15 protein-coding genes are annotated in these 18,153 nt (G+C 73.7%); 8 read left to right on the top strand and 7 right to left on the bottom strand.

The genetic code is table 11. The features are described from left to right. Positions 1–126: 126 nt before the first annotated feature. Entirely contained in the window at positions 127–1,701 is a 1,575-nt protein-coding gene (locus ACFC1F_RS37095; protein WP_376165226.1) for a S8 family serine peptidase, read from the bottom strand. Positions 1,702–1,944: 243 nt separating this feature from the next. On the opposite strand from ACFC1F_RS37095, the gene ACFC1F_RS37090 reads away from it, so the two are divergent. After that, positions 1,945–2,208 carry a hypothetical protein gene (locus ACFC1F_RS37090; RefSeq protein WP_376165224.1) on the top strand — a complete coding sequence of 88 codons (264 nt, stop codon included), beginning with the start codon at positions 1,945–1,947 and terminating at the stop codon, positions 2,206–2,208. Between the two features lie 173 nt (positions 2,209–2,381). On the opposite strand, the gene ACFC1F_RS37085 is transcribed toward ACFC1F_RS37090, so the two are convergent. Beyond that, entirely contained in the window at positions 2,382–4,052 is a 1,671-nt protein-coding gene (locus ACFC1F_RS37085) for a phospholipase (protein ID WP_376165222.1), read from the bottom strand. A 228-nt stretch (positions 4,053–4,280) separates the two neighbouring features. On the opposite strand from ACFC1F_RS37085, the gene ACFC1F_RS37080 reads away from it, so the two are divergent. Beyond that, positions 4,281–5,129 carry a hypothetical protein gene (locus tag ACFC1F_RS37080; protein WP_376165220.1) on the top strand — a complete coding sequence of 283 codons (849 nt, stop codon included), beginning with the start codon at positions 4,281–4,283 and terminating at the stop codon, positions 5,127–5,129. A 176-nt stretch (positions 5,130–5,305) separates the two neighbouring features. Here the strand turns inward: ACFC1F_RS37080 and pgm are convergent, their stop codons facing one another. Together pgm and ACFC1F_RS37070 are read right to left on the bottom strand one after the other, a co-directional pair. Beyond that, on the bottom strand, positions 5,306–6,952 hold the full coding sequence (gene pgm / locus ACFC1F_RS37075) for a phosphoglucomutase (alpha-D-glucose-1,6-bisphosphate-dependent) (RefSeq protein ID WP_209410791.1): 1,647 nt from the start codon (positions 6,950–6,952) through the stop codon (positions 5,306–5,308). Between the two features lie 235 nt (positions 6,953–7,187). Then, entirely contained in the window at positions 7,188–7,487 is a 300-nt protein-coding gene (locus tag ACFC1F_RS37070; protein WP_376165218.1) for a YciI family protein, read from the bottom strand. Positions 7,488–7,644: 157 nt separating this feature from the next. Here ACFC1F_RS37070 and ACFC1F_RS37065 point away from each other — a divergent pair, with 157 nt between their 5' ends. The 4 genes from ACFC1F_RS37065 to ACFC1F_RS37050 all read left to right on the top strand — a co-directional run bounded on the left by ACFC1F_RS37065 (position 7,645) and on the right by ACFC1F_RS37050 (position 10,112). Further along, positions 7,645–8,007, top strand: coding sequence for a cupin domain-containing protein (locus tag ACFC1F_RS37065; protein WP_376165216.1), 363 nt, complete (start codon positions 7,645–7,647; stop codon positions 8,005–8,007). 223 nt (positions 8,008–8,230) lie between these two features. Then, positions 8,231–8,542, top strand: a complete 312-nt coding sequence (locus tag ACFC1F_RS37060) for a hypothetical protein (protein WP_376165214.1) — start codon at positions 8,231–8,233, stop codon at positions 8,540–8,542. Between the two features lie 266 nt (positions 8,543–8,808). Beyond that, a complete protein-coding gene (locus ACFC1F_RS37055) occupies positions 8,809–9,792 on the top strand; it encodes an aldo/keto reductase (RefSeq protein ID WP_376165212.1) in 984 nt (327 codons plus the stop codon). Positions 9,793–9,902: 110 nt separating this feature from the next. Then, a complete protein-coding gene (locus tag ACFC1F_RS37050; protein WP_376165210.1) occupies positions 9,903–10,112 on the top strand; it encodes a hypothetical protein in 210 nt (69 codons plus the stop codon). A 105-nt stretch (positions 10,113–10,217) separates the two neighbouring features. On the opposite strand, the gene ACFC1F_RS37045 is transcribed toward ACFC1F_RS37050, so the two are convergent. Then, positions 10,218–11,138: an alpha/beta hydrolase gene (locus ACFC1F_RS37045; protein ID WP_376165208.1), complete on the bottom strand. Its 921-nt coding sequence runs from the start codon at positions 11,136–11,138 to the stop codon at positions 10,218–10,220. Positions 11,139–11,256: 118 nt separating this feature from the next. Between ACFC1F_RS37045 and ACFC1F_RS37040 the strand changes: the two genes are divergently transcribed. Next, positions 11,257–11,826, top strand: a complete 570-nt coding sequence (locus tag ACFC1F_RS37040; RefSeq protein ID WP_376165206.1) for a PadR family transcriptional regulator — start codon at positions 11,257–11,259, stop codon at positions 11,824–11,826. Between the two features lie 207 nt (positions 11,827–12,033). Beyond that, positions 12,034–13,560, top strand: coding sequence for an FAD-binding protein (locus tag ACFC1F_RS37035; RefSeq protein WP_376165204.1), 1,527 nt, complete (start codon positions 12,034–12,036; stop codon positions 13,558–13,560). 211 nt (positions 13,561–13,771) lie between these two features. Here ACFC1F_RS37035 and ACFC1F_RS37030 read toward each other — a convergent pair whose 3' ends face one another. Together ACFC1F_RS37030 and lanKC are read right to left on the bottom strand one after the other, a co-directional pair. Beyond that, a complete protein-coding gene (locus ACFC1F_RS37030) occupies positions 13,772–15,319 on the bottom strand; it encodes an ATP-binding cassette domain-containing protein (RefSeq protein ID WP_376165202.1) in 1,548 nt (515 codons plus the stop codon). Continuing rightward, positions 15,316–18,003, bottom strand: coding sequence for a class III lanthionine synthetase LanKC (gene lanKC / locus ACFC1F_RS37025; RefSeq protein WP_376165200.1), 2,688 nt, complete (start codon positions 18,001–18,003; stop codon positions 15,316–15,318). Before lanKC ends, ACFC1F_RS37030 begins: the two co-directional genes overlap by 4 nt. Positions 18,004–18,153 lie beyond the last annotated feature (150 nt).

Below are 18,153 nucleotides of genomic sequence, written 5' to 3'. Positions count from 1 at the left end.
GCTGAGCCACCGTCCTCGGGGCCGGCTGAGCCACCGTCCTCGGGGCCGGCTGAGCCACCGTCCTCGGGGCCGGCTGAGCCTCCGTCCTCGGGGCCGGACCGACCTGCCGCGCCCGGCCGCGGAGCGTCAGAACCGCAGCGTCCAGCTCTTGATGGCACCGGACCAGAGGCCGTAGACGTCGGTCACCCGCAGCCGCCAGACGCCGTTGGCGGTGCACGCCGAGGCGTCGACGCCGAAGATCCCGGTGATCCCCGAGCCGCCGGCCCAGGTCTTCTCCTCGCGCAGCAGGAACACCGTGCCGTTCGGTGCCACCAGCTCGACCCGCAGGTCACCGCTCCAGCCGTGCTCGATGTCGACCTGGATCTCCAGGTCCTTCGGCGCCTTGCCGGACACCCCGGAGACGGTGACCGGCGACTCGAAGGCGGCCTTGCCGTCGATGACCACCGGGGTGGTGCCGGCGAAGAGCGGGCCGCGCGGCCGGTTGGCCACCGTGCCCGTGTAGAGCAGCCGGTCGGGCGAGCCCGGCCCGGCGTCGACCACCGAGCCGGTGGTGGCCGAGGCGGTCAGCGCGGCGGCCACCTGTGCGGGTGTGGCGCCCGGGTGGTCCGACAGGTAGAGCGCGGCGGCCCCCGCCACGTGCGGGGACGCCATCGAGGTGCCCGACATGGAGAGCCCGAAGCCGCCGTAGTCGCTCCAGTTCGCCGTGGAGACGATGTCCACGCCGGGTGCGAAGAGGTCCACCAGCGGGCCGTAGTTCGAGAAGGACGCCTGCCTGTCGTCCGAGTCGGTGGCTCCGACGGTGAGGGCGGTGGGCACCCGGGCCGGCGAGTGCTCGGCCGCGTCGACGCTTCCGTTGCCCGCCGCCACGACGTAGGTGAGGCCGGTGGCGATCGAGTTGGCCACCGCCGCGTCCAGCACCGGGTCCGGGTCGCCGCCGAGGCTCATGTTGACGACGGCGGGCTTGGCGGCGTGCTGCGTCACCCAGTCGATGCCCGCCACGACCTGCTCGGTCGTGCCCTCGCCGTCGTCGTTCAGGACCCTGACGGCGACGATCTTCGCCGACTTCGCGACCCCGAACACGCTGCTCGCCACCGTCCCCGCCACGTGCGTGCCGTGACCGTGGCCGTCCTCGGCCACGTCGTCCCCGTCGATGGCGTCGTAGCCGTACGAGGCCCGCCCGTCGAACTCCTCCTGGGTGACCCGTACTCCGGTGTCGACGATGTACGCGGTGACGCCGCGCCCCGCCGAGTCCGGGTAGGTGTACCGGTTGTCGAACGGGAACCGGCGCTGGTCGATCCGGTCCAGGCCCCACGAGTCCGGTGCGGACTGGACGCCGTCCAGCCGGACCCGCCGGTTCTGCGAGACCAGGGCCACGGACGGGTCGGCGGCCAGCCGCCGGGCGTCCCGCGCGGAGAGTTCGACGGAGAAGCCCTTCAACGCCGCGTCGTACGTCCGCCGCACCTTGCCGCCGTAGGCGCGGGCGAGGCCCTGCGCCCCGCCCGTGACCGACCGGGCGGCGGCGGCCTGCGGCTTGAGCACGACGAGGTAGCTGCCCGGTACGGCGTTCGCGGACCCGGCGCCCTGGACCGCCCCCTCCGGCGTGGCGGCCGACGCGGGGAACACCCCGCCGACGCCGACGCACAGTCCTGCGGTCACGCCGAGTACCGCGCAGATGCGGCCGAAACCTTGCCTCGGACTCATGGTCCCCCCTTTGAAAATCCCCTGGGGACCAGATTGATGGATCGTCAAATAGCTTTCAATACAAGGGTCTTGTCGTATTCCGGACAAGTGCCAGATGGACGGCCGGACGGCCGGGCCCGCACCGCCGCCCACCGCTGCCCGGCGGTGGCGTGGACGTCCGCAAGGGGCGCGCGCCACGGCGTTCGCCACCGGAACCGTGCGCACGGACCACAACCGCACCCACGGACGGCACGTTGCATGCGCGTGAACCGCTTCATCCGAATCGCCCACCGCACCCGCCGACTCGCCGCCCGCACGGGCACCGCCCTGGCCCACGGAGCCCGCGCCCTCGTCGCCGCCGTGGTCCGCCTCGACGCCCGCGTCGAGGCCGCCGTGCGCTCCTGGACCCGCCCGCTCACGACCCGTCTGGGCAGTCTGCTCCGCCGTCTCGCCGCCGCCAACTGCAGCGACGCGCTGAGCCGCAGCCTCTCCTGCCGCGCCCGGGAACGCTCCCAGGACGACGGCTAGCCCGGCCGGAGAGGGTTTCCGGGACGACCTCCGCGGCACCCCCGCCGGAGATGATGCGCCGCCGCGCCCGCCCCGGGGCCGCTCGCCCCTGGACCCGCGGCCGGACCCGCCGACAGCCGTGCGCCCCGGAACACCGCCCGTGCGGACGGGCGGTGTTCCGGGGCGCAGCCGTGTCAGGCCTGGCAGGTCCCCTTCGTCCAGTCGACGGTCGCGGTGGCCTGCGAGTACTTCCACTCCGGGGCGAGCAGGTCGCGGTCGAGCTGGCCGGCGGCCGTCTTGTCCTCGACGACGTAGCCGAAGTCCTGGAGCCAGGCCGGGTAGAGGTTCTTCGACCCGATGTAGAAGGCCGAGCCGTCGACCGCGACCAGCTTGTGGTGCAGCGCGTACGGGTGCCCGTCCGCCCAGGTGGCGGTGGGGGCGGCGCGGAAGGTGGCGAGCTGGAGGTTGCCGCAGAGCGCGGCGCCGGCCTTGGCCTGGTCGCCGGTGAGGGCGGTCAGCCTGGCCTTGAGGACGTCGCTGATCTCGGCGAGCGACTTGATCTGCGAGTAGCCGCCGCTGCCGATGGTGCCCCGGTTGGCCGGGTCGCTGACCACGATCCGCACCTTCACGCCGGCGGCCAGCTTGCCGGCCAGCGCCTCGTACAGGCGGGAGTCGTAGCGGGGCAGCGGCGGGCAGGTGCCGTTCATGTCCTGCTGGGAGATCTCGATGTGGTCGGTCGCGCTGGAGACGAGCGCCCGCAGGGCGTTCTCCTCCGGGTTGACCGTCTCGTAGTCGCGGTCGGCGTTGGTGTTGTCGTGCAGGGTGAGCGGGCTGCACTTGGCGTCGGCCGCGCCGGGAACGGGGCCGGGCCGGTAGGCGGAGGTGGGGTCGTTGGCCTTGATGCCGACGCCGAGGCCGCCGACGGCGATCACCGGGACGGTGCCGGTGGCGGCCGGGGCGGGGTTGAGGTCCCGCTCCATCGAGGGGCTGCACGCGGCGCCGTTGGAGGAGGCGAACCAGGCGTTGTCGAACACACCGGTGTGACCGCAGGTCCAGTCCCAGAGGGTGTCGAGGTAGCTCGCGGCCGAGCCGGCGGCGGGCCCGGTCATCGCCAGGTCGACGTCCGAGACGGGGTGCGCGGTGTCGAGGTAGTCGTCCTTCCAGCCGTTGATGCCGCCGGCGACGACGCTGCGGCCGTCGACCACCAGCAGCTTGGAGTGGTTCCAGGAGAACGCGGTGCGGGAGGTGGTCATCGACGCCACGTTCAGGGTGACCGAGCCGGCCGCGGGGCCGAGCTTGGCGATCAGCTCGTCCCGGTAGCGGGACGGCAGCACGTTGGCGTTGTAGACGGGCGCGGCGCCGACCATGATCCGCACCTGGAGGCGGTGGCCGGCCGCCACCGAGGCCTTGAGGCCCTCGACCAGGGCGTCCTGGAAGCCGCCGTTGGGGAAGGGCGCGAGGGTGGAGACGTCGACGGTCCGGGTGGCGGCGGCGACGTCCGCCTTCATCCGGGCCAGCAGCGCGCGGGTGCCCGGGCGGTCGGCGCAGGCGGCGTCGCCCCAGCAGCCGGGCGTCTGGAGCAGCCAGCCGGCCGGGTCGTCGGCGGAGGCGTTCAGGCTGTTGCCCTCGGTCCGCTGCCAGACCGTGCCCGCCAGGCCGGGCGCCACCTCGCGCAGGGCTCGCTCGACCGCGTCGAGGTGGGCGGTGCCGCCCTCGCCGCCGACGACGGTGCCGGAGGCGGTGCCGGCAGCGGTGTCCGCGTGGGCCGGCAGGGACGAGGCGACGGTGAGCAGGGTGGTGGCTGCGGCGGCGGCCAGGGCCGACCGCACGAGGTGGCCGGACCGGCGGGACCAGGGGAGGTGCACGTGTGGTTCCTTCGAGAAGTGACGGGTGGTTCACCCGTGGGACGACCCGAGATTACCGGAAAGTAACTTGATGTCGAATCTGCGCATGACAATGAGTCACCGGGCCGGAAACCCACCCGTCGTCCGGCCCCCGCCGTCCGACCCCCGCCGATCGGCAGGGCCACCCGGCAGGTGGTCCTGACGGCGCGCCAGGCCGCACCGCACACCCCGGCGCCGTACCGTCGGCCCATGTCCCTCGGCCTGCTCTCGGCCCTCCTGGCCGCGCTGCTCACCGGCTCAGCCACCGTCCTCCAGGCGGTCGGCGCCCGCCGGGCCGCGGCCGGCCACCGCGCGGGCGACGCGGCCGCGCTGACCGGCGCGCTCCGCCAGTGGCCGTTCCTGCTGGGCGTCGGGATGGACATGCTCGGCTTCGCCGCCGAACTCGTCGCCCTGGAACGGCTGCCGCTCTACGAGGTCGAGGCCGTCCTGGCCTCCGCGCTCGCCGTGACCGCCGTCGGGGCCTCCCGCGTCCTGCGGGTACGGCTGCGCCGCAGCGAGTGGACCGGGGTGGCCGCGGTCTGCGCCGGACTGTGCGTGCTCGCGCTCACCGCCGGGCGGGACGGCAGCGGCCGGGGCGACACCGCGATGCGCGTCGGCGTGCTGCTGGTCGCGGTGGTCCTGACGGTCGCGGGCCGGCTGGTGGTCCGGTTCGCCGGCCGCCGCCGGGCCCCGCTGCTCGGACTGGTGGCGGGGCTCCAGTTCGGGGTGGTCGGCGTCGCGGTGCGGGTGCTGCCCGAGCCGCGCCTGCCACAACTGCTCGCCGAACCCTCGGCGTACGCGATCGCCGTGGCCGGCCTGGGCGGCTTCGCCGCGCTGACCTGGGCGATGCAGAGCGGCTCGGTCACGGCCGCCACGGCGGCGATGGTGCTCGGCGAGACACTGGGCCCGGCCGTCGTCGGGGTGCTCGTGCTCGGCGACCACACCCGGCACGACGCGACACCGCTCGCGGTCGCCGGCTTCGCGACCGCGGTCATCGGCGCACTGACCCTGGCCCGCTTCGGCGACGCCGAACAGCCCGCCGCGGCCCCGGCGCACTGACCCCGCCGCCGGCCTCCCTTTCCCCTGCCGTTGAGGAAAGTTGACGATCCATCACGCATGGACCGGTGGGCGAGGTGAAGGGTACGGGGCGATCGGTCACACCTGCCCCCGGGAGCCGGCCCGGCCCCGGGAGCGACCGCAGCGGCCGCGCCCGGGGCCGGGCCCTCGCCGACGGCTCAGGCGCCGTGGCCGCCCAGGACCTCGCCGACCAGGTCGCGGGCCTCGGCCTGCACGCGGGCCAGGTGCTCGTCGCCCCGGAACGACTCGGCGTAGATCTTGTAGACGTCCTCGGTACCCGACGGGCGGGCGGCGAACCAGGCGTTCTCGGTGCAGACCTTGATGCCGCCGATGGCCGCACCGTTGCCCGGCGCCTCGGTGAGGACGGCCGTGATCGGCTCCCCGGCCAGCTCGTCGGCCTTGACCTGCTCCGGCGAGAGGCGGCCCAGCAGCGCCTTCTGCTCGCGGTCGGCCGGCGCGTCCACACGGGCGTAGGAGGGCGCACCGTGCCGGTCGGTCAGGTCGCGGTAGTACTCGCTGGGCGTGCGGCCGGTCACCGCGGTGATCTCGGAGGCCAGCAGGGCGAGCAGGATGCCGTCCTTGTCCGTCGTCCAGACCCCGCCGTCGCGGCGCAGGAAGGACGCCCCGGCGGACTCCTCGCCGCCGAACGCGATCGAGCCCTCCAGCAGCCCGTCGACGAACCACTTGAAGCCGACCGGCACCTCGACCAGGTCGCGCTTGAGGTCGGCCGCCACCCGGTCCAGCATCGAGGAGGAGACCAGCGTCTTGCCCACCGCCGCGTCCGCCGGCCAGTCGGCGCGGTGGCGGTACAGGTAGTCGACGGCCACCGCCAGGTAGTGGTTCGGGTTCATCAGGCCGTCGGGGGTGACGATGCCGTGCCGGTCGGCGTCGGCGTCGTTGCCGGTCGCGATCGCGTACTCGTCCCGGCGGCCGATCAGCGAGGCCATCGCGGCGGGCGAGGAGCAGTCCATCCGGATCTTGCCGTCCCAGTCCAGCGTCATGAAGCGCCAGGTCGGGTCCGTGACCGGGTTGACGACGGTCAGGTCGAGGCGGTGCGTCTCGGCGATCCGCCCCCAGTAGGCGACGGACGCCCCGCCCAGCGGGTCCGCGCCGATCCGCAGGCCGGCCGCCCGGATCGCGTCCACGTCCAGGACCGAGACGAGGTCCTCGGTGTAGGTGGTGAGGAAGTCGTACCGGCCGGTGGTCGCGGCGGTCAGCGCGCGGGCGTACGGGACGCGCTTGACGCCGCGCAGGCCGTCCCGGATCAGGGCGTTGGCCCGGTCCTGGATCCAGCCGGTGGCCTCGGAGCCGGCCGGGCCGCCGCTCGGCGGGTTGTACTTGAAGCCGCCGTCACGCGGCGGGTTGTGCGAGGGCGTGACCACGATGCCGTCGGCGAGCGCCTGCGGGCTGCGCCGGTTGTGCGCCAGGATCGCGTGCGAGACGGCCGGGGTGGGGGTGTAGCCGTCGGCACTGTCCAGCAGCACGGTGACGCCGTTGGCGGCCAGCACCTCGACGGCGGTCACCCGGGCCGGCTCGGACAGCGCGTGGGTGTCCGCGCCCAGGAACAGCGGGCCGGTGACGCCCTGCGCGGCCCGGTACTCACAGATCGCCTGGGTGGTCGCGGCGATGTGGTCGTCGTTGAAGGCCGCGTCGAGCGAGGAGCCCCGGTGGCCCGAGGTGCCGAAGGCCACGCGCTGGCCCGGCTCCTCCGGGTCCGGGTGCAGGGCGTAGTACGCCGTCACCAGCCGCGCCACGTCCACCAGGTCGTCCGGCTGCGCAAGCTGACCGGCCCGTGCGTGTGCCATACGTGTCTCCCACCAGTCCCTGTCCGTACGCCGGCCCCGCCGGCCCGGCGCTTCCTTGCCCCGTGCTCACCGATCGTAACCAGAACACGACCGGTGGCCGTACCCGGGCACTCGGCGGGTACGGCTCACAGCGGCCGGGACCGGAGTGGAGACGGACGTGGGACGGACGTGGGACGGATGTGGGACGGACGTGGGGACGGTGACCGGAGCGGTGTGGGACCGGGGTGGGACCGGTTCAGGCGGGCAGCTGCTCGCGGAAGGCGTCGAGGGCGGGCGCGGTGGTGGTGGCGACGAACTCCGTCACCGTGTACTCGGCCAGCCCGGCCCGTGTGAACGGGTCGGTGCGGGTGATCTCCTCGATCGTCGCCCGGTCGGCGCCCGCGGCGAGGATGACACCCCCGTCCCGGGGCACCTTGCGGCCGGAGGCGAGGAAGGTGCCGGCCGTGTAGTGCTCCTTCAGCCACTCCACGTGCTCGGCGAGCACGGCATCGATGCGGTCCAGCGGCGCGGTGTAGGTCAGCTCCAGAACGAACATGCGGCCCAGGCTATCCGCCCGCCCCGAGCCGCCGTCAGCCACCCGGCTGCCGCGGGATTTTACCGAACGGTCGACCAACCGGGCCCGCCGCGCGGCTAGCGTTCGAGGCATCCCTGAACAGCAGGCGCGGGCAAGGCCGCGCAGGAAGAGGTGTGCCATGAACCGGATCGACACTGCGGCCGACGACCGGACCGGCGACCGGGGCGACACTCCGGCCGACGACCGGATCGACGTCGCCGCAGCCGCGGCGGCGCTGCCCCTCGCGTGGGACTCGCGGGTCCTGGGCCGGGTGGGCCCGACGGCGGTCAAGGTACTGCGGATGGACGGACTGCCGGTCGTGGAGGAGCAGCACGACCACACCGAGGTGCTGCTCGTGCTCGACGGCCGGCTGGAACTGGTCGTGGACGGCGCCGATGTGCCGCTCGGGCCGGGCGGGATGTACGTCGTCCCGGCGGGCGTCCCGCACGCCGTGGCGGCGGGGAGCCGGGGCACCCTGGTGATCGTGGAGGCCGCCGACTGAAACCGGCGCGGCAGCGTGTCAGGCTCAATCATGCCCGGTCAGCGGCCGTTCCGGTAGGACTCAGCACACGTCCGTTTCTCCTTGCCGCGGCACCGCCCCGGCCCGCAGACTCGTCCGCATCCACTCCCCCGGCCCCGTGCCGGCACCCGTCCGCGGGCGCCGTCGCGCACGTCGTGCTGCCCAGCCGGCCGGGAGGAGTCGACGGATCAAGGGGGAATCAGGCATGAACGGTGTGAACCAGGACGCGGTGCTGCGGGCCCGGATGCTGCTGCTCACCACCGACCGGCGGGTGCTGCGCGGGCCGAACGCGCTGTCGGTGTACCGGCTGCTGACCACGGTCGCGCCCGAGGTGTACGGGTCCAAGCTGGCCTACGTGCTGGTCGAGGCGGCCGGCTCCCCGACGGTGCGTGAACTGCCCGACGCCCGGCGGGCGTTGCTGGACGAGGCGGTCGCGGTGGCGGAGGCGTTGGAGCCGCGGAACCCGTTCCGGGCGAAGGTGCTCGCCCGGGCGCTGGCGGCCCGCCGGGCACTGTGACCCGGCTCCGCCCCGCCCCCGGCCCGGCCCGGGGCGGGGCGGGGCGGGGGCGGGGTGGGGCCGTCATCCCGTCGACGAGCCCGAGCCTCGTCGGGCCGGCGACACCTCGGCAGGGCCGCGATCCGGCCGGTGCCGACAGCCGGGCACGGCCCCGCCCGCCCTGCTCCGCCGAGCGGGGCGCGCGGGGCCGGCCCCGTGTCACCCGGGGCACCCGGATCGGCGCCCGCCGGGGGGCCCGCCGGGCCGCGCCGTGAGATCGTCGGCCCATGGAACAGCGCGTACTGGGCCGCACCGGTCGGCCCGTCTCGGTGGTGGGACTCGGCACCTGGCAGCTCGGCGCCGACTGGGGTGACGTCCGCGAGGAGGACGCCCTGGCGGTACTGGACGCCTCCGTCGAGGCCGGCGTCACCCTCTTCGACACCGCCGACGTCTACGGCGACGGGCGCAGCGAGCGGCTGATCGGCCGGTACCTGAAGGGGCGTCCGGATGCGGAGGTGTTCGTCGCCACCAAGTTCGGCCGGCGGGTGGAGCAGCGGCCGGAGCACTACCGGCTCGACAACTTCCGCGCCTGGGCCGACCGTTCGCGGGACAACCTGGGCGTCGAGCGGCTCGACCTGGTGCAGCTGCACTGCCCGCCGACGCCGGTGTACTCCACCGACGAGGTCTTCGACGCGCTCGACACCCTGGTCGCCGATCAGCGCATCGCCGCGTACGGGGTCAGCGTGGAGACGTGCGCGGAGGCGCTGACGGCGATCGCCAGGCCGGGTGTCGCCAGCGTGCAGATCATCCTCAACGCGTTCCGGCTGAAGCCGCTGGAGCGGGTGCTTCCGGCGGCGGCCGCGGCCGGGGTGGGCATCCTGGCCCGGGTGCCGCTGGCGTCCGGGCTGCTCTCGGGCCGGTACACCGCGCGGACCATGTTCGCCGCGGACGACCACCGCACCTACAACCGGCACGGCGAGGCCTTCGACCAGGGCGAGACCTTCTCCGGGGTGGACTTCGCGACGGGCGTCGAGGCCGCCGCCGCGTTCGCCGCGCTCAGCCCCGAGGGTGCCACGTCGGCCCAGACGGCGCTGCGCTGGATCATCCAGCAGCCGGGCGTCACCACCGTCATCCCCGGCGCCCGCGACACCGGGCAGGCCCGCGCGAACGCGGCCGCCGCAGGCCTGCCGCCGCTCCCGGACGCCACCCTGGCGGCGATCCGCGAGCTGTACGACGAGCGCATCCGGCCACTCGTGCACGACCGCTGGTGACCACGAGCCCCGGTACCGCCGCGGTGTGACCCACCGCTGGCCCCACCGCTGGACCCACCGTTGGGCCCGCCGGATGGTGGCCCGCCCGGTCCTCGCCCACGCTGGTGGGCATGGGTAGCAAGCAGTGGGTTCCCGCGGTGGTGCACTGTCGTCCGGGCCAGGTGGCGGGGGCGGACACGGCAGCGGCGCACGTCGCCGGCGACGTCCGCGTCACCGGCCGCTGGGTGAGGGTCCGTACCGGCCACGGCGACGCGGAGACCTGGATCTCCGCCGCCGCGGTCCAGCGCATCGTGTGGGGGGAGGCGCCGCCCGACGACTGAGCGCGGCCGGCCTCCCGGGCACCGACCCGGGCGCACGGAAGGAGAGCCGGCACGGTCGGCTCAGGCAGGTCGGCTCAGGCCAGGGCAGGCCCCGGCACGGTCGGTTCAGGCCAGGGCGTGCGTGAGGGCCGATGTCCAGTTCGCGAGGGCGCGGCGGGCCAGTCGGCTGTCGGGGGCGTAGCCCTCGAACAGGTGGAACGCTCCTGGTACGACGTGCAGCTCGGTGTGGACGCCGGCGGTCATGAGCCTCCGTCCGTACTCCATCGCCTCGTCGCGGAGGGCGTCGGCCTGGCAGATCTCGACGTAGGCCGGGGGCAGGCCGGCGAGGTCCTGTGCACGGGCGGGGGCCGCGTACTGGTCGGCGACGGCGGAGCCGAGGTACAGCTCCCACATGCCGCGGGCGACCCGGCCGTCGACGATCCGGCTGTCGGTGCACTCGTCGATGGAGGGGTAGTCGCAGCGGTCGTCGAGGGCGGGGACGAGCAGGAGCTGGAAGGCCAGGGCGGGTCCGCGGCGGTCCCGGGCGGCGAGGGCGACGGCGGCGGCGAGCGCACCGCCGGCCGAGCGGCCGGCGACGGCCAGGCGGGCGGGGTCCACGCCGAGGGCGTCGGCGTTCTCCGCGGTCCAGCACAGGGCGGCGTAGCAGTCGTCGAAGGCGGCCGGGTAGGGGTGCTCGGGGGCCGGCCGGTAGTCGACGGAGACGACCACGGCCCCGGCGGCCAGGCAGATGTCGCGGCAGTTGGCGTCGCCGGTGTCGAGGTCGCCGGAGATGAAGGCGCCGCCGTGGAAGTACAGCACGCAGGGGCGCGGGGCCGTGCCCTGGGCGGTGGGCCGGTAGATCCGGACGTCGAGATCGCTGGCCGGCCCGGGGACGGTGAGCGGTCCGACGGTGATCCGAGGGTCCTCGACGGGGCGGGCTCCCGCCAGCAGGGCACGCACGTACGCCCGGGTCGCCGCCGGGTCGGCCAGCGGGTCGAAGGGCGGTACGCGGTCCAGGACCCGGGCTATCTCGGGGTGCAGGCGCATGGGCAACTCCACATCGTCTCATTGATACCGTCGAGGCGCGGAAGCTAACAGTCCCAGTGATACGGTGTCAATGAAACCGAGCGAGCGGGAACGAGTGGGCGGAACGAGGACGAGGACCATGACGAAGGATCTGACGCCCTCCCAACTGGTGGTCCTCGGCCTCATCGCCAGGCACGGTCCGATGACGCCCTACGACCTCAAGTCCAAGGTCGAGTCCTCCGTCGGCACCTACTGGCCGGTCCCCCACGCCCAGCTCTACCGCGACCCGCCACGCCTGGCCGAACTGGGCCTGCTGCGCGAGGACGCCGAGGAGCACGGCCGCCGACGCCGCGTCTTCTACCTGACCGGCGCCGGACACGAGGCCCTGCGCGAGTGGCTCGCCGATCCGACGACACCCGAGCCGGAAACCCGGAACCCCGCCCTGCTCAAGCTGACGTTCGCGGACCTGGGCGCACCCGGACAGGTGGCCGAGCTGGCCTCGGCGCAGGCGGCGCAGCACCGACGGTGGCGCGACGAGTACCGGGAGCTCCGCGCCCGGCTCGACCCGCACGCCCCGGACACCACGGCCCGCGCCCGGCTCCTGACGCTCGGCATCGCACACGAGCAGGGCTACGTCGCGTTCTGGGAGGCGCTGGCGGCCGACCCGGAAGGGACCGGCGAGCCGGGGCCGGAACCCGGGAGCCCGTAGCCGGGCCGATCACGGTTGTCCGCTGCACGGCACCGCAATCACCCGGCCACGACCCGCACCGCACCTCCGCGCCCCCGAACCGCCGCGCCCCGCCCCGAAACCGCCCCGCCCCGCCCTCGAACCGGTCCGGGGGCGGGGCGATTGCGTGTGTACGCGCCGACTGCGGTACAACACTGCAAATATGACGATTGATCGGAGACATCTGTAATGAGCAAGTCAGCCCTGCCACGTCGCGGCCTGCTCGTGGGGGCGGCGGCCACGGTCATCGGGTGGAACACCGCCGGGCGTTCCTGGGCGGTCGCCCCCTCCGAGCGGACCGCCGAGGGGGTCGAGGGGGCCGGGGGCACCGAGGAGGCCGGCGCCTTCGCCGCGCTGCCACGGCTGGACGGCAGCGTCGTCGTCGATCCCGGCACGCTCGCCCGCTTCGGGGGCGACTTCGGGCACCTGGTCACCGCCGCGCCCAGGGCCGTCCTGCGCCCCGGGTCGGTGAACGACGTCGCCGCGGTCGTGGGATTCGCCCGGCGGCACCGCATCCCCGTCGCGATGAACGGCCAGAGCGGCACCGGCACGGCCGCCGAGCTGGAGTCGCACTCCAGCTACGGGCAGGCCACCGCGCCGGGCGGCATCGCCGTCGACGCCCGCGGCCTGGACCGGATCGTCGCCATCACCCCCGGCCGGGCCGTGGTGGAGGCCGGCGTCACCTGGGCGCAGCTGACCGACGCCGCGCTCGCCCAGGGGTGGATGCCGCCCTGTCTGACGGACTATCTGCACCTGTCCGTCGGCGGGACGCTGAGCGTGGGCGGGATCGGCGGCGCCGTGCAGCGGTTCGGGCTCCAGGCGGACACCGTCGAGTCGGTCGACGTGGTCACCGGGACCGGGCAGCTGGTCACCGCCTCCCCCACCGCCGACCGGGAGCTGTTCGAGGCGGTGCTGGCCGGCGGCGGCCAGGCCGGGATCATCGTCCGCGCCACCCTGCGCCTGGTCCGGGCCCGCGAACGGGCGCTGGTGTTCAACCTGTTCTACGACGACCTGGGCCTCTACCTGGCGGACCAGGAGCGGCTGATGGCCGAGCAGCGCTTCGACCTCCAGGTCGGCGACGTCGCCCGCAACGCCGCCGGCACCGGCTGGCGTTACAAGGCGGAGCTCGTCGCCCACTACGACGGCACCGCCGCACCCGACCGCGAGGCCCTGCTGCGCGGACTGCGCTGCAACCCCGCCGAGACCACCGTGGTGGACCAGACCGCGCGCGAGTACGCGTTCCGGGTGGACGGCTTCGCCGACTACCTCAAGGCGGCCGGACTCTGGGGCCGGCCGAAGCCGTGGATGAGCCTCTTCCTGCCCGCCTCGACCACCGAGACGTTCGTGCGCGAGGCGGAGGCGCTGCTGACGCCCGAGGACCTGGGCGCCGGGCTGCTGCTCTTCTACCCCTTCCGGACCGACCGGTTCACCCGCCCGATGGCCGTGATGCCGGCCGAGCCCGTCGGCTGGCACTTCGACCTGCTCTCCTTCCCCGCCCCCGGCGCCGACCACGCCGCCGCCCTCCGCCGCAACCGACGGCTGTACGACCGGGCCGTGGCACTCGGCGGCAAGCGGTACATCATCGGCGCGATCCCGGACATGACCCGCACCGACTGGCGGCGCCACTACGGCACCCGCTGGGCCGACGCGGTGGCCGCCAAGCGCCGCTACGACCCGGCGGGCATCCTGACCCCGGGCCAGGGCATCCACGCCTGACCGTGACCGTGAGGGTGTGGGGGCTCCGCCCGGGGGTCTGCCCGTCCGCCCGTCCGCCCGTCCGCCCGTCCGACGCTCGGGCCCTTCCGCCCCCGAGCCCCGAGCCCCCGGCCCCCCGAGCCCGCGGGACGGCCGCGCCTCACCTGGTAGCACGAGAGGAGCGGATCTCGGCAGAGATCCGCTCCTCTTCGCCCGCGGACGGGTCCGCGGGTCAGGTGCGGGCGGGGGTGGCGTGCGTGGCGGGGGTGGCGGGGGTGGCGGAGAGGGTGATGACGCGGTCGAAGTGGGCGTCGAGGTGCTCGTCGCCGTGGTGGACGACGAGGAGGCCACGGCCGGTGGTGCGTTCCTTGAGGGTGCGGAGCACCAGTTCCCGGCCGTTCTCGTCGAGGTTGGCGAAGGGCTCGTCGACGAGGTAGAGGTCGGCGTCCTCGCACAGGAGGGCGGCCACCCCGACCCTCTGGCGCTGGCCGGAGGACAGCTCCGAGGGGAGCTGGTCGGCCAGGGCGTTGAGGCCCATCGAGGTGCGCAGCCGCTCGTCGGCGACCAGTGCGCGCACCGGCAGCGGGGGCAGGTTCACCGGGGCGGTCAGGCTCGCCACCCGGGGCGGCAGTGCGACCAGGCCGGCGTCGGGGGCGAGCGTGCCCGAGAGGATGTGGAGCAGCGTGGTCTTGCCGCAGCCGTTGGGGCCCCGGAGCAAGAGGTGTTCGCCGGCGCGCAGGTCGAAGTCGTCGATCGCCAGGGTGACGTCGTCGCCGTAGCGGACCCGGGCGCCGTGGACCAGGGCGGCCGGGTCCTCGTCGTGGTACGGGGTCGTGCGGGAGCCGCGCAGGGTCTGGATCCGCTTGAGCACCGCGGTGCTCCGCCGAGCCTGCGGGATCATGTTGATGAGCTCGAAGATCCCGGTGACGGCCCGCCAGAGCGAGTTCACGAAGGCGAGGAAGCTGCCGAAGGACATCCGGCCGGCGAAGACGAAGTAGGCCCCGATCACCATCGAAGCGGTGTCCGACAGGTTCATCACCAGGTCGCTCAGGGTGTTCTGCTTCTGGGCCAGCCGGTAGTTGACGAAGGTGATGCCGAGGTAGCCGTCCAGCGCCTGACGGTTCACCTCCCGGGTGCCGGGCAGCAGCTTCGGCAGGCCTCTCAGCGCGTGGAAGGCCTCCAGGGTGCGGCTCAGCCGGTTGATGTACCCGGCCTCCGCGTCGCGTTCGGGCTCGGTGTTGTCCTCGATCCGCTTGGCGATGGCGTTGCTCACGACCACCAACGGCGGCACGATGACGAGCAGGATGAGACTGGCCTGCCAGGACAGGTAGAGCAGCACCCCGACGAAGGCGATGGACGACACCGCCTGCTTGGCGATGCGGATGGCGATGGCGATGGCGGGCAGGACGCCCTCGTACACGTCGTTGTGCACCCGGCTGACGTAGGAGGCGTTTCCCGCCTCGGACAGCCGTCGGCTGTCCTGGCCGAGCGCGCGGTCCAGCAGCTCCAGTTCGAGTTCGAGCACGAGCGCGTTCTCGAAGCGCTTGCGCCAGCAGCCGATCCAGTAGCCCCCGAGGTTGAGGACGAGGCCGAGCACCAGGTAGCCGGCGCCGAGCAGGAGGAACCGGCGGAAGTTCCCGGCCAGGATCGCCTGGTCGAACAGCGCCTTGAGCAGCAGCGGGTGCAGGACGGCCTCGGCCCCGCCGGTGACCATGACGGCGGCCGCGATCCCCCCGAAGCGGGCCCGGTGTCCGTGCAGGAGGCGCCAGAGTTCCTTCACCGCGACACCTCGTCCAGCAGGAAGTCGGCCGTGCCGCCGTGGTTCACGCGGTGCAGGACCCGCAGCACGCCGGCCGATCCGGTCAGGTAGTCGGTGGAGCAGCGCAGCAGCCCCTCGCCGGGTACGCCCAGGGGCGCCACGCCGTCGCGCCGCGGGACCCCGAAGCGCTCGTCGGGCTCGAACAGGAACACCTTCCGGACGAAGTCGAGCTGTCGCAGGGCGGTGTCCCGGTAGGAGGCGTCGCCGGTGATCGCGGCGGCGTCCAGCATGGCGTCGGCGATCCCGGACATGCCGAACCCGTAGCCGGGCAGCACCGACTGGGCGACGTCCACCGCGCGCAGGACGGTCCGCGCGTCGTCCAGCTCGCCGTAGCGCAGCAGCACCTGGGCGACGCCCGCCGAGCCCACCTCGACGTACGGCTCCATGGTGCCGCCGAAGTTGAACATGACCAGGCCGTCGTCGTCGCCGAGGGGTTCGGCGTGGTCCATCTCCCAGGCCAGCGCACCGCGTCCGAGCCGCAGGCAGCGTTCGTCGCCGGTGACCTGGAACATCCGCAGCAGGAACAGGGCGGTGCCCGCCTGGCCGAAGCCCAGGCCGGTCAGCGGCCCGTCGGCGGAGAACTCGTTCAGCCAGTAGGCGTGCCGGCCGTCCTGCTTCGCGGAGTCGCACAGCGCCCGCGCGCACTCCCTGGCCGCGGCGAGGTCGCGTTCGGCGTGGCTGCGCAGGTAGAAGTGCAGGTTCGTCATGCCGAGGCCGGCGAGGCCGTAGTAGAAGGTGTGGTCACCGATCTCCGGGGCGCGCCGGTTGGCGTGTGCCAGCAGCTCCCGGGCGTGGTTGCGGAGTCCGAGCGAGTCGGCGGCCCAGGCGATGCCGGCCAGGCCGTTCATGAGGCCGTCCGGGTACTGGGCCACGTCGATGTCGGCCAGCCCGTCCTGCAGCCAGTGGCGCCAGGCGGGCCGGACCGGGATGCCGGAGGCGTTCAGCGCCCACAGGACGCCGCTCGCCCCGAAGCCGAGGCTCAGAGGGTTGGTGACGTGCGCGAACGGGTCCACCGGGAAGAGGGTGGCGCGGTCGGTGTCGGCGGCGGCCTCGACGAAGGCGGCGACGCCGGCCCCGACCTCGGCCAGCCCGAGCGTCGACTCGACGACCGGCCGTGGCGGTGCGGGCCGGACCTCACCGACCAGCGCGCTCTCCTCGTGCTCCAGGAGTTCGAGGACCTCGGCGAGCGTGACCCGCGCGTGCGACAGGTCCATCAGCAGCTCGTGGATCCGCACCGGCCAGCCCAGGCCGTCGGTGAAGACCCGGTAGAGGCCGAGCACTTCGGGGCGCAGGAAGGACATCGCGGCGATCGGGAAGATGAAGTAGGCCATGGTGTTGGCCAGGGCGTGGAGGTCGTCCTCCGGTACGGGTGCGCCGGAGTGGCTCCGGGAGTGGCTGAACCCGGGCGTGTAGAGCTCGACCGGCTTCTCCAGGTGCCCGTCCGCCCCTTCGGGCCCGGCCAGCCTGCACGACTCCAGGTCGATGACGGTGACCTCGAAGGTGTCGGGGTCGACGAGCAGGTTCGAGGCGGACAGGTCGCCGAGGATCACGTTGCGCTCGTGCGCGGCCAGGACGGCGCGCGCGAGTCCGCGGAAGACGGCGAGGAAGATCCGCAGGAACTCCCGCGACCCCTCGGCGGTGATCACCGGCCGGGCGAGCGGGTTGCGTTCGAGCAGGACCGAACGGATGTCGGTGCCCTCGACGAACTCCTCGGCGATGAAGTGGTGCTCCCAGTGGCTGAAGGTGACGATCGGGGCCGGGAAGCAGCCGGCGTCGGCCAGCCGGTTCAGGAAGGTCCACTCCCGGGCGAGGATGTCCACGGCGTCGTGGTCCTGGCGCGGGTTGGGGTTGGTGTGCGGGCGGGCCTCCTTGAGGATCACCTTCCGGTCGCCGCGCGCGGTGTCCTCGGCGGTGTAGACCCCGCCGGAGTTGGAGAACTGGATGGCTCCGGTCACCCGGAAGCGGCCGCCGAGCAGGTCCTCGTCGTCGCCGTCCTCCTCGGGCTTCCAGTCGGTGAACGGCCAGGGCTGCCACGACGGCTGGGCGAACCCGGGGCGCCGGTCGTCGGCGACCTCGCCGTCCGGTCCGGCGATCCGCGGCAGCCGCCGGCCCAGGATGTCGAGGGTGTGGGTGGCGAGGAACTGGCCGTACCGGAAGTAGAGCGACTTGGAGTCCCGGTAGCGCAGGTCGGAGAGCACGTACGCGCCCTCGGAGCCGTCCAGCAGGCGGGCGAGATCGGCCAGGCACGACCGGAACTCGTCGTCGTCGCGCGGGTAGACCGTGACGAGCTTGCCGCCACTGCCCCGGGTCATGCCCTTGGAGTTGAGCATCTCGAAGATGTTGAGATCGAGGGCGATCTTGAAGTCGATCTGCTTCCCGGTCAGGTAGGCGACCACGGAGGCGGCGACCTCTCGCACGTTGTGCCGGCTCGCCGACACGTGGATCTTCCAGCCCTGGGCCGGCAGGTCCGGGTTGTGCCGGTGGCTCCACCAGATCCCGCTGCGGACGAAGCGCGCCCGGTGCCGCTCGTCCAGCGTCGCGAGGAAGTGGTCGGGCCTCGGCTCGTAGTAGACATCGAGTGGGTCGAAGAACAGTGTGTCGTTCCACGCGTAAAGGAATCGGTGGACCCATCGTTCGTCGCGCATGTCCGCCTCTGTGTGGTCGTTCGGGGGTGCCGCCGGGAGGACGGCGGGTGAGCCGGGAACGGCCCGTGCGGGGTGCCCGGTCCCCGCACGGGCCGCCGTCGGGTCAGTCCTTGACCGGCGGCTTGGTCGGCTCCTTGCAGCAGTCGCTGG

The sequence above is a fragment of the Kitasatospora sp. NPDC056181 genome (assembly GCF_042266225.1).
In the GTDB taxonomy this organism is placed as follows: Bacteria; Actinomycetota; Actinomycetes; order Streptomycetales; family Streptomycetaceae; genus Kitasatospora.
This window is presented reverse-complemented; position numbering and strand designations above follow the sequence as displayed.

Bases quoted from the DNA above. Each gene is read 5' to 3' on its own strand.
- ACFC1F_RS37095 (WP_376165226.1), bottom strand. From the start codon at position 1,701: ATGAGTCCGAGGCAAGGTTTCGGCCGCATCTGCGCGGTACTCGGCGTG.
- ACFC1F_RS37080 (WP_376165220.1), top strand. From the start codon at position 4,281: ATGTCCCTCGGCCTGCTCTCGGCCCTCCTGGCCGCGCTGCTCACCGGC.
- pgm (WP_209410791.1), bottom strand. From the start codon at position 6,952: ATGGCACACGCACGGGCCGGTCAGCTTGCGCAGCCGGACGACCTGGTG.
- ACFC1F_RS37070 (WP_376165218.1), bottom strand. From the start codon at position 7,487: ATGTTCGTTCTGGAGCTGACCTACACCGCGCCGCTGGACCGCATCGAT.
- ACFC1F_RS37065 (WP_376165216.1), top strand. From the start codon at position 7,645: ATGAACCGGATCGACACTGCGGCCGACGACCGGACCGGCGACCGGGGC.
- ACFC1F_RS37060 (WP_376165214.1), top strand. From the start codon at position 8,231: ATGAACGGTGTGAACCAGGACGCGGTGCTGCGGGCCCGGATGCTGCTG.
- ACFC1F_RS37055 (WP_376165212.1), top strand. From the start codon at position 8,809: ATGGAACAGCGCGTACTGGGCCGCACCGGTCGGCCCGTCTCGGTGGTG.
- ACFC1F_RS37050 (WP_376165210.1), top strand. From the start codon at position 9,903: ATGGGTAGCAAGCAGTGGGTTCCCGCGGTGGTGCACTGTCGTCCGGGC.
- ACFC1F_RS37045 (WP_376165208.1), bottom strand. From the start codon at position 11,138: ATGCGCCTGCACCCCGAGATAGCCCGGGTCCTGGACCGCGTACCGCCC.
- ACFC1F_RS37040 (WP_376165206.1), top strand. From the start codon at position 11,257: ATGACGAAGGATCTGACGCCCTCCCAACTGGTGGTCCTCGGCCTCATC.
- ACFC1F_RS37035 (WP_376165204.1), top strand. From the start codon at position 12,034: ATGAGCAAGTCAGCCCTGCCACGTCGCGGCCTGCTCGTGGGGGCGGCG.
- lanKC (WP_376165200.1), bottom strand. From the start codon at position 18,003: ATGCGCGACGAACGATGGGTCCACCGATTCCTTTACGCGTGGAACGAC.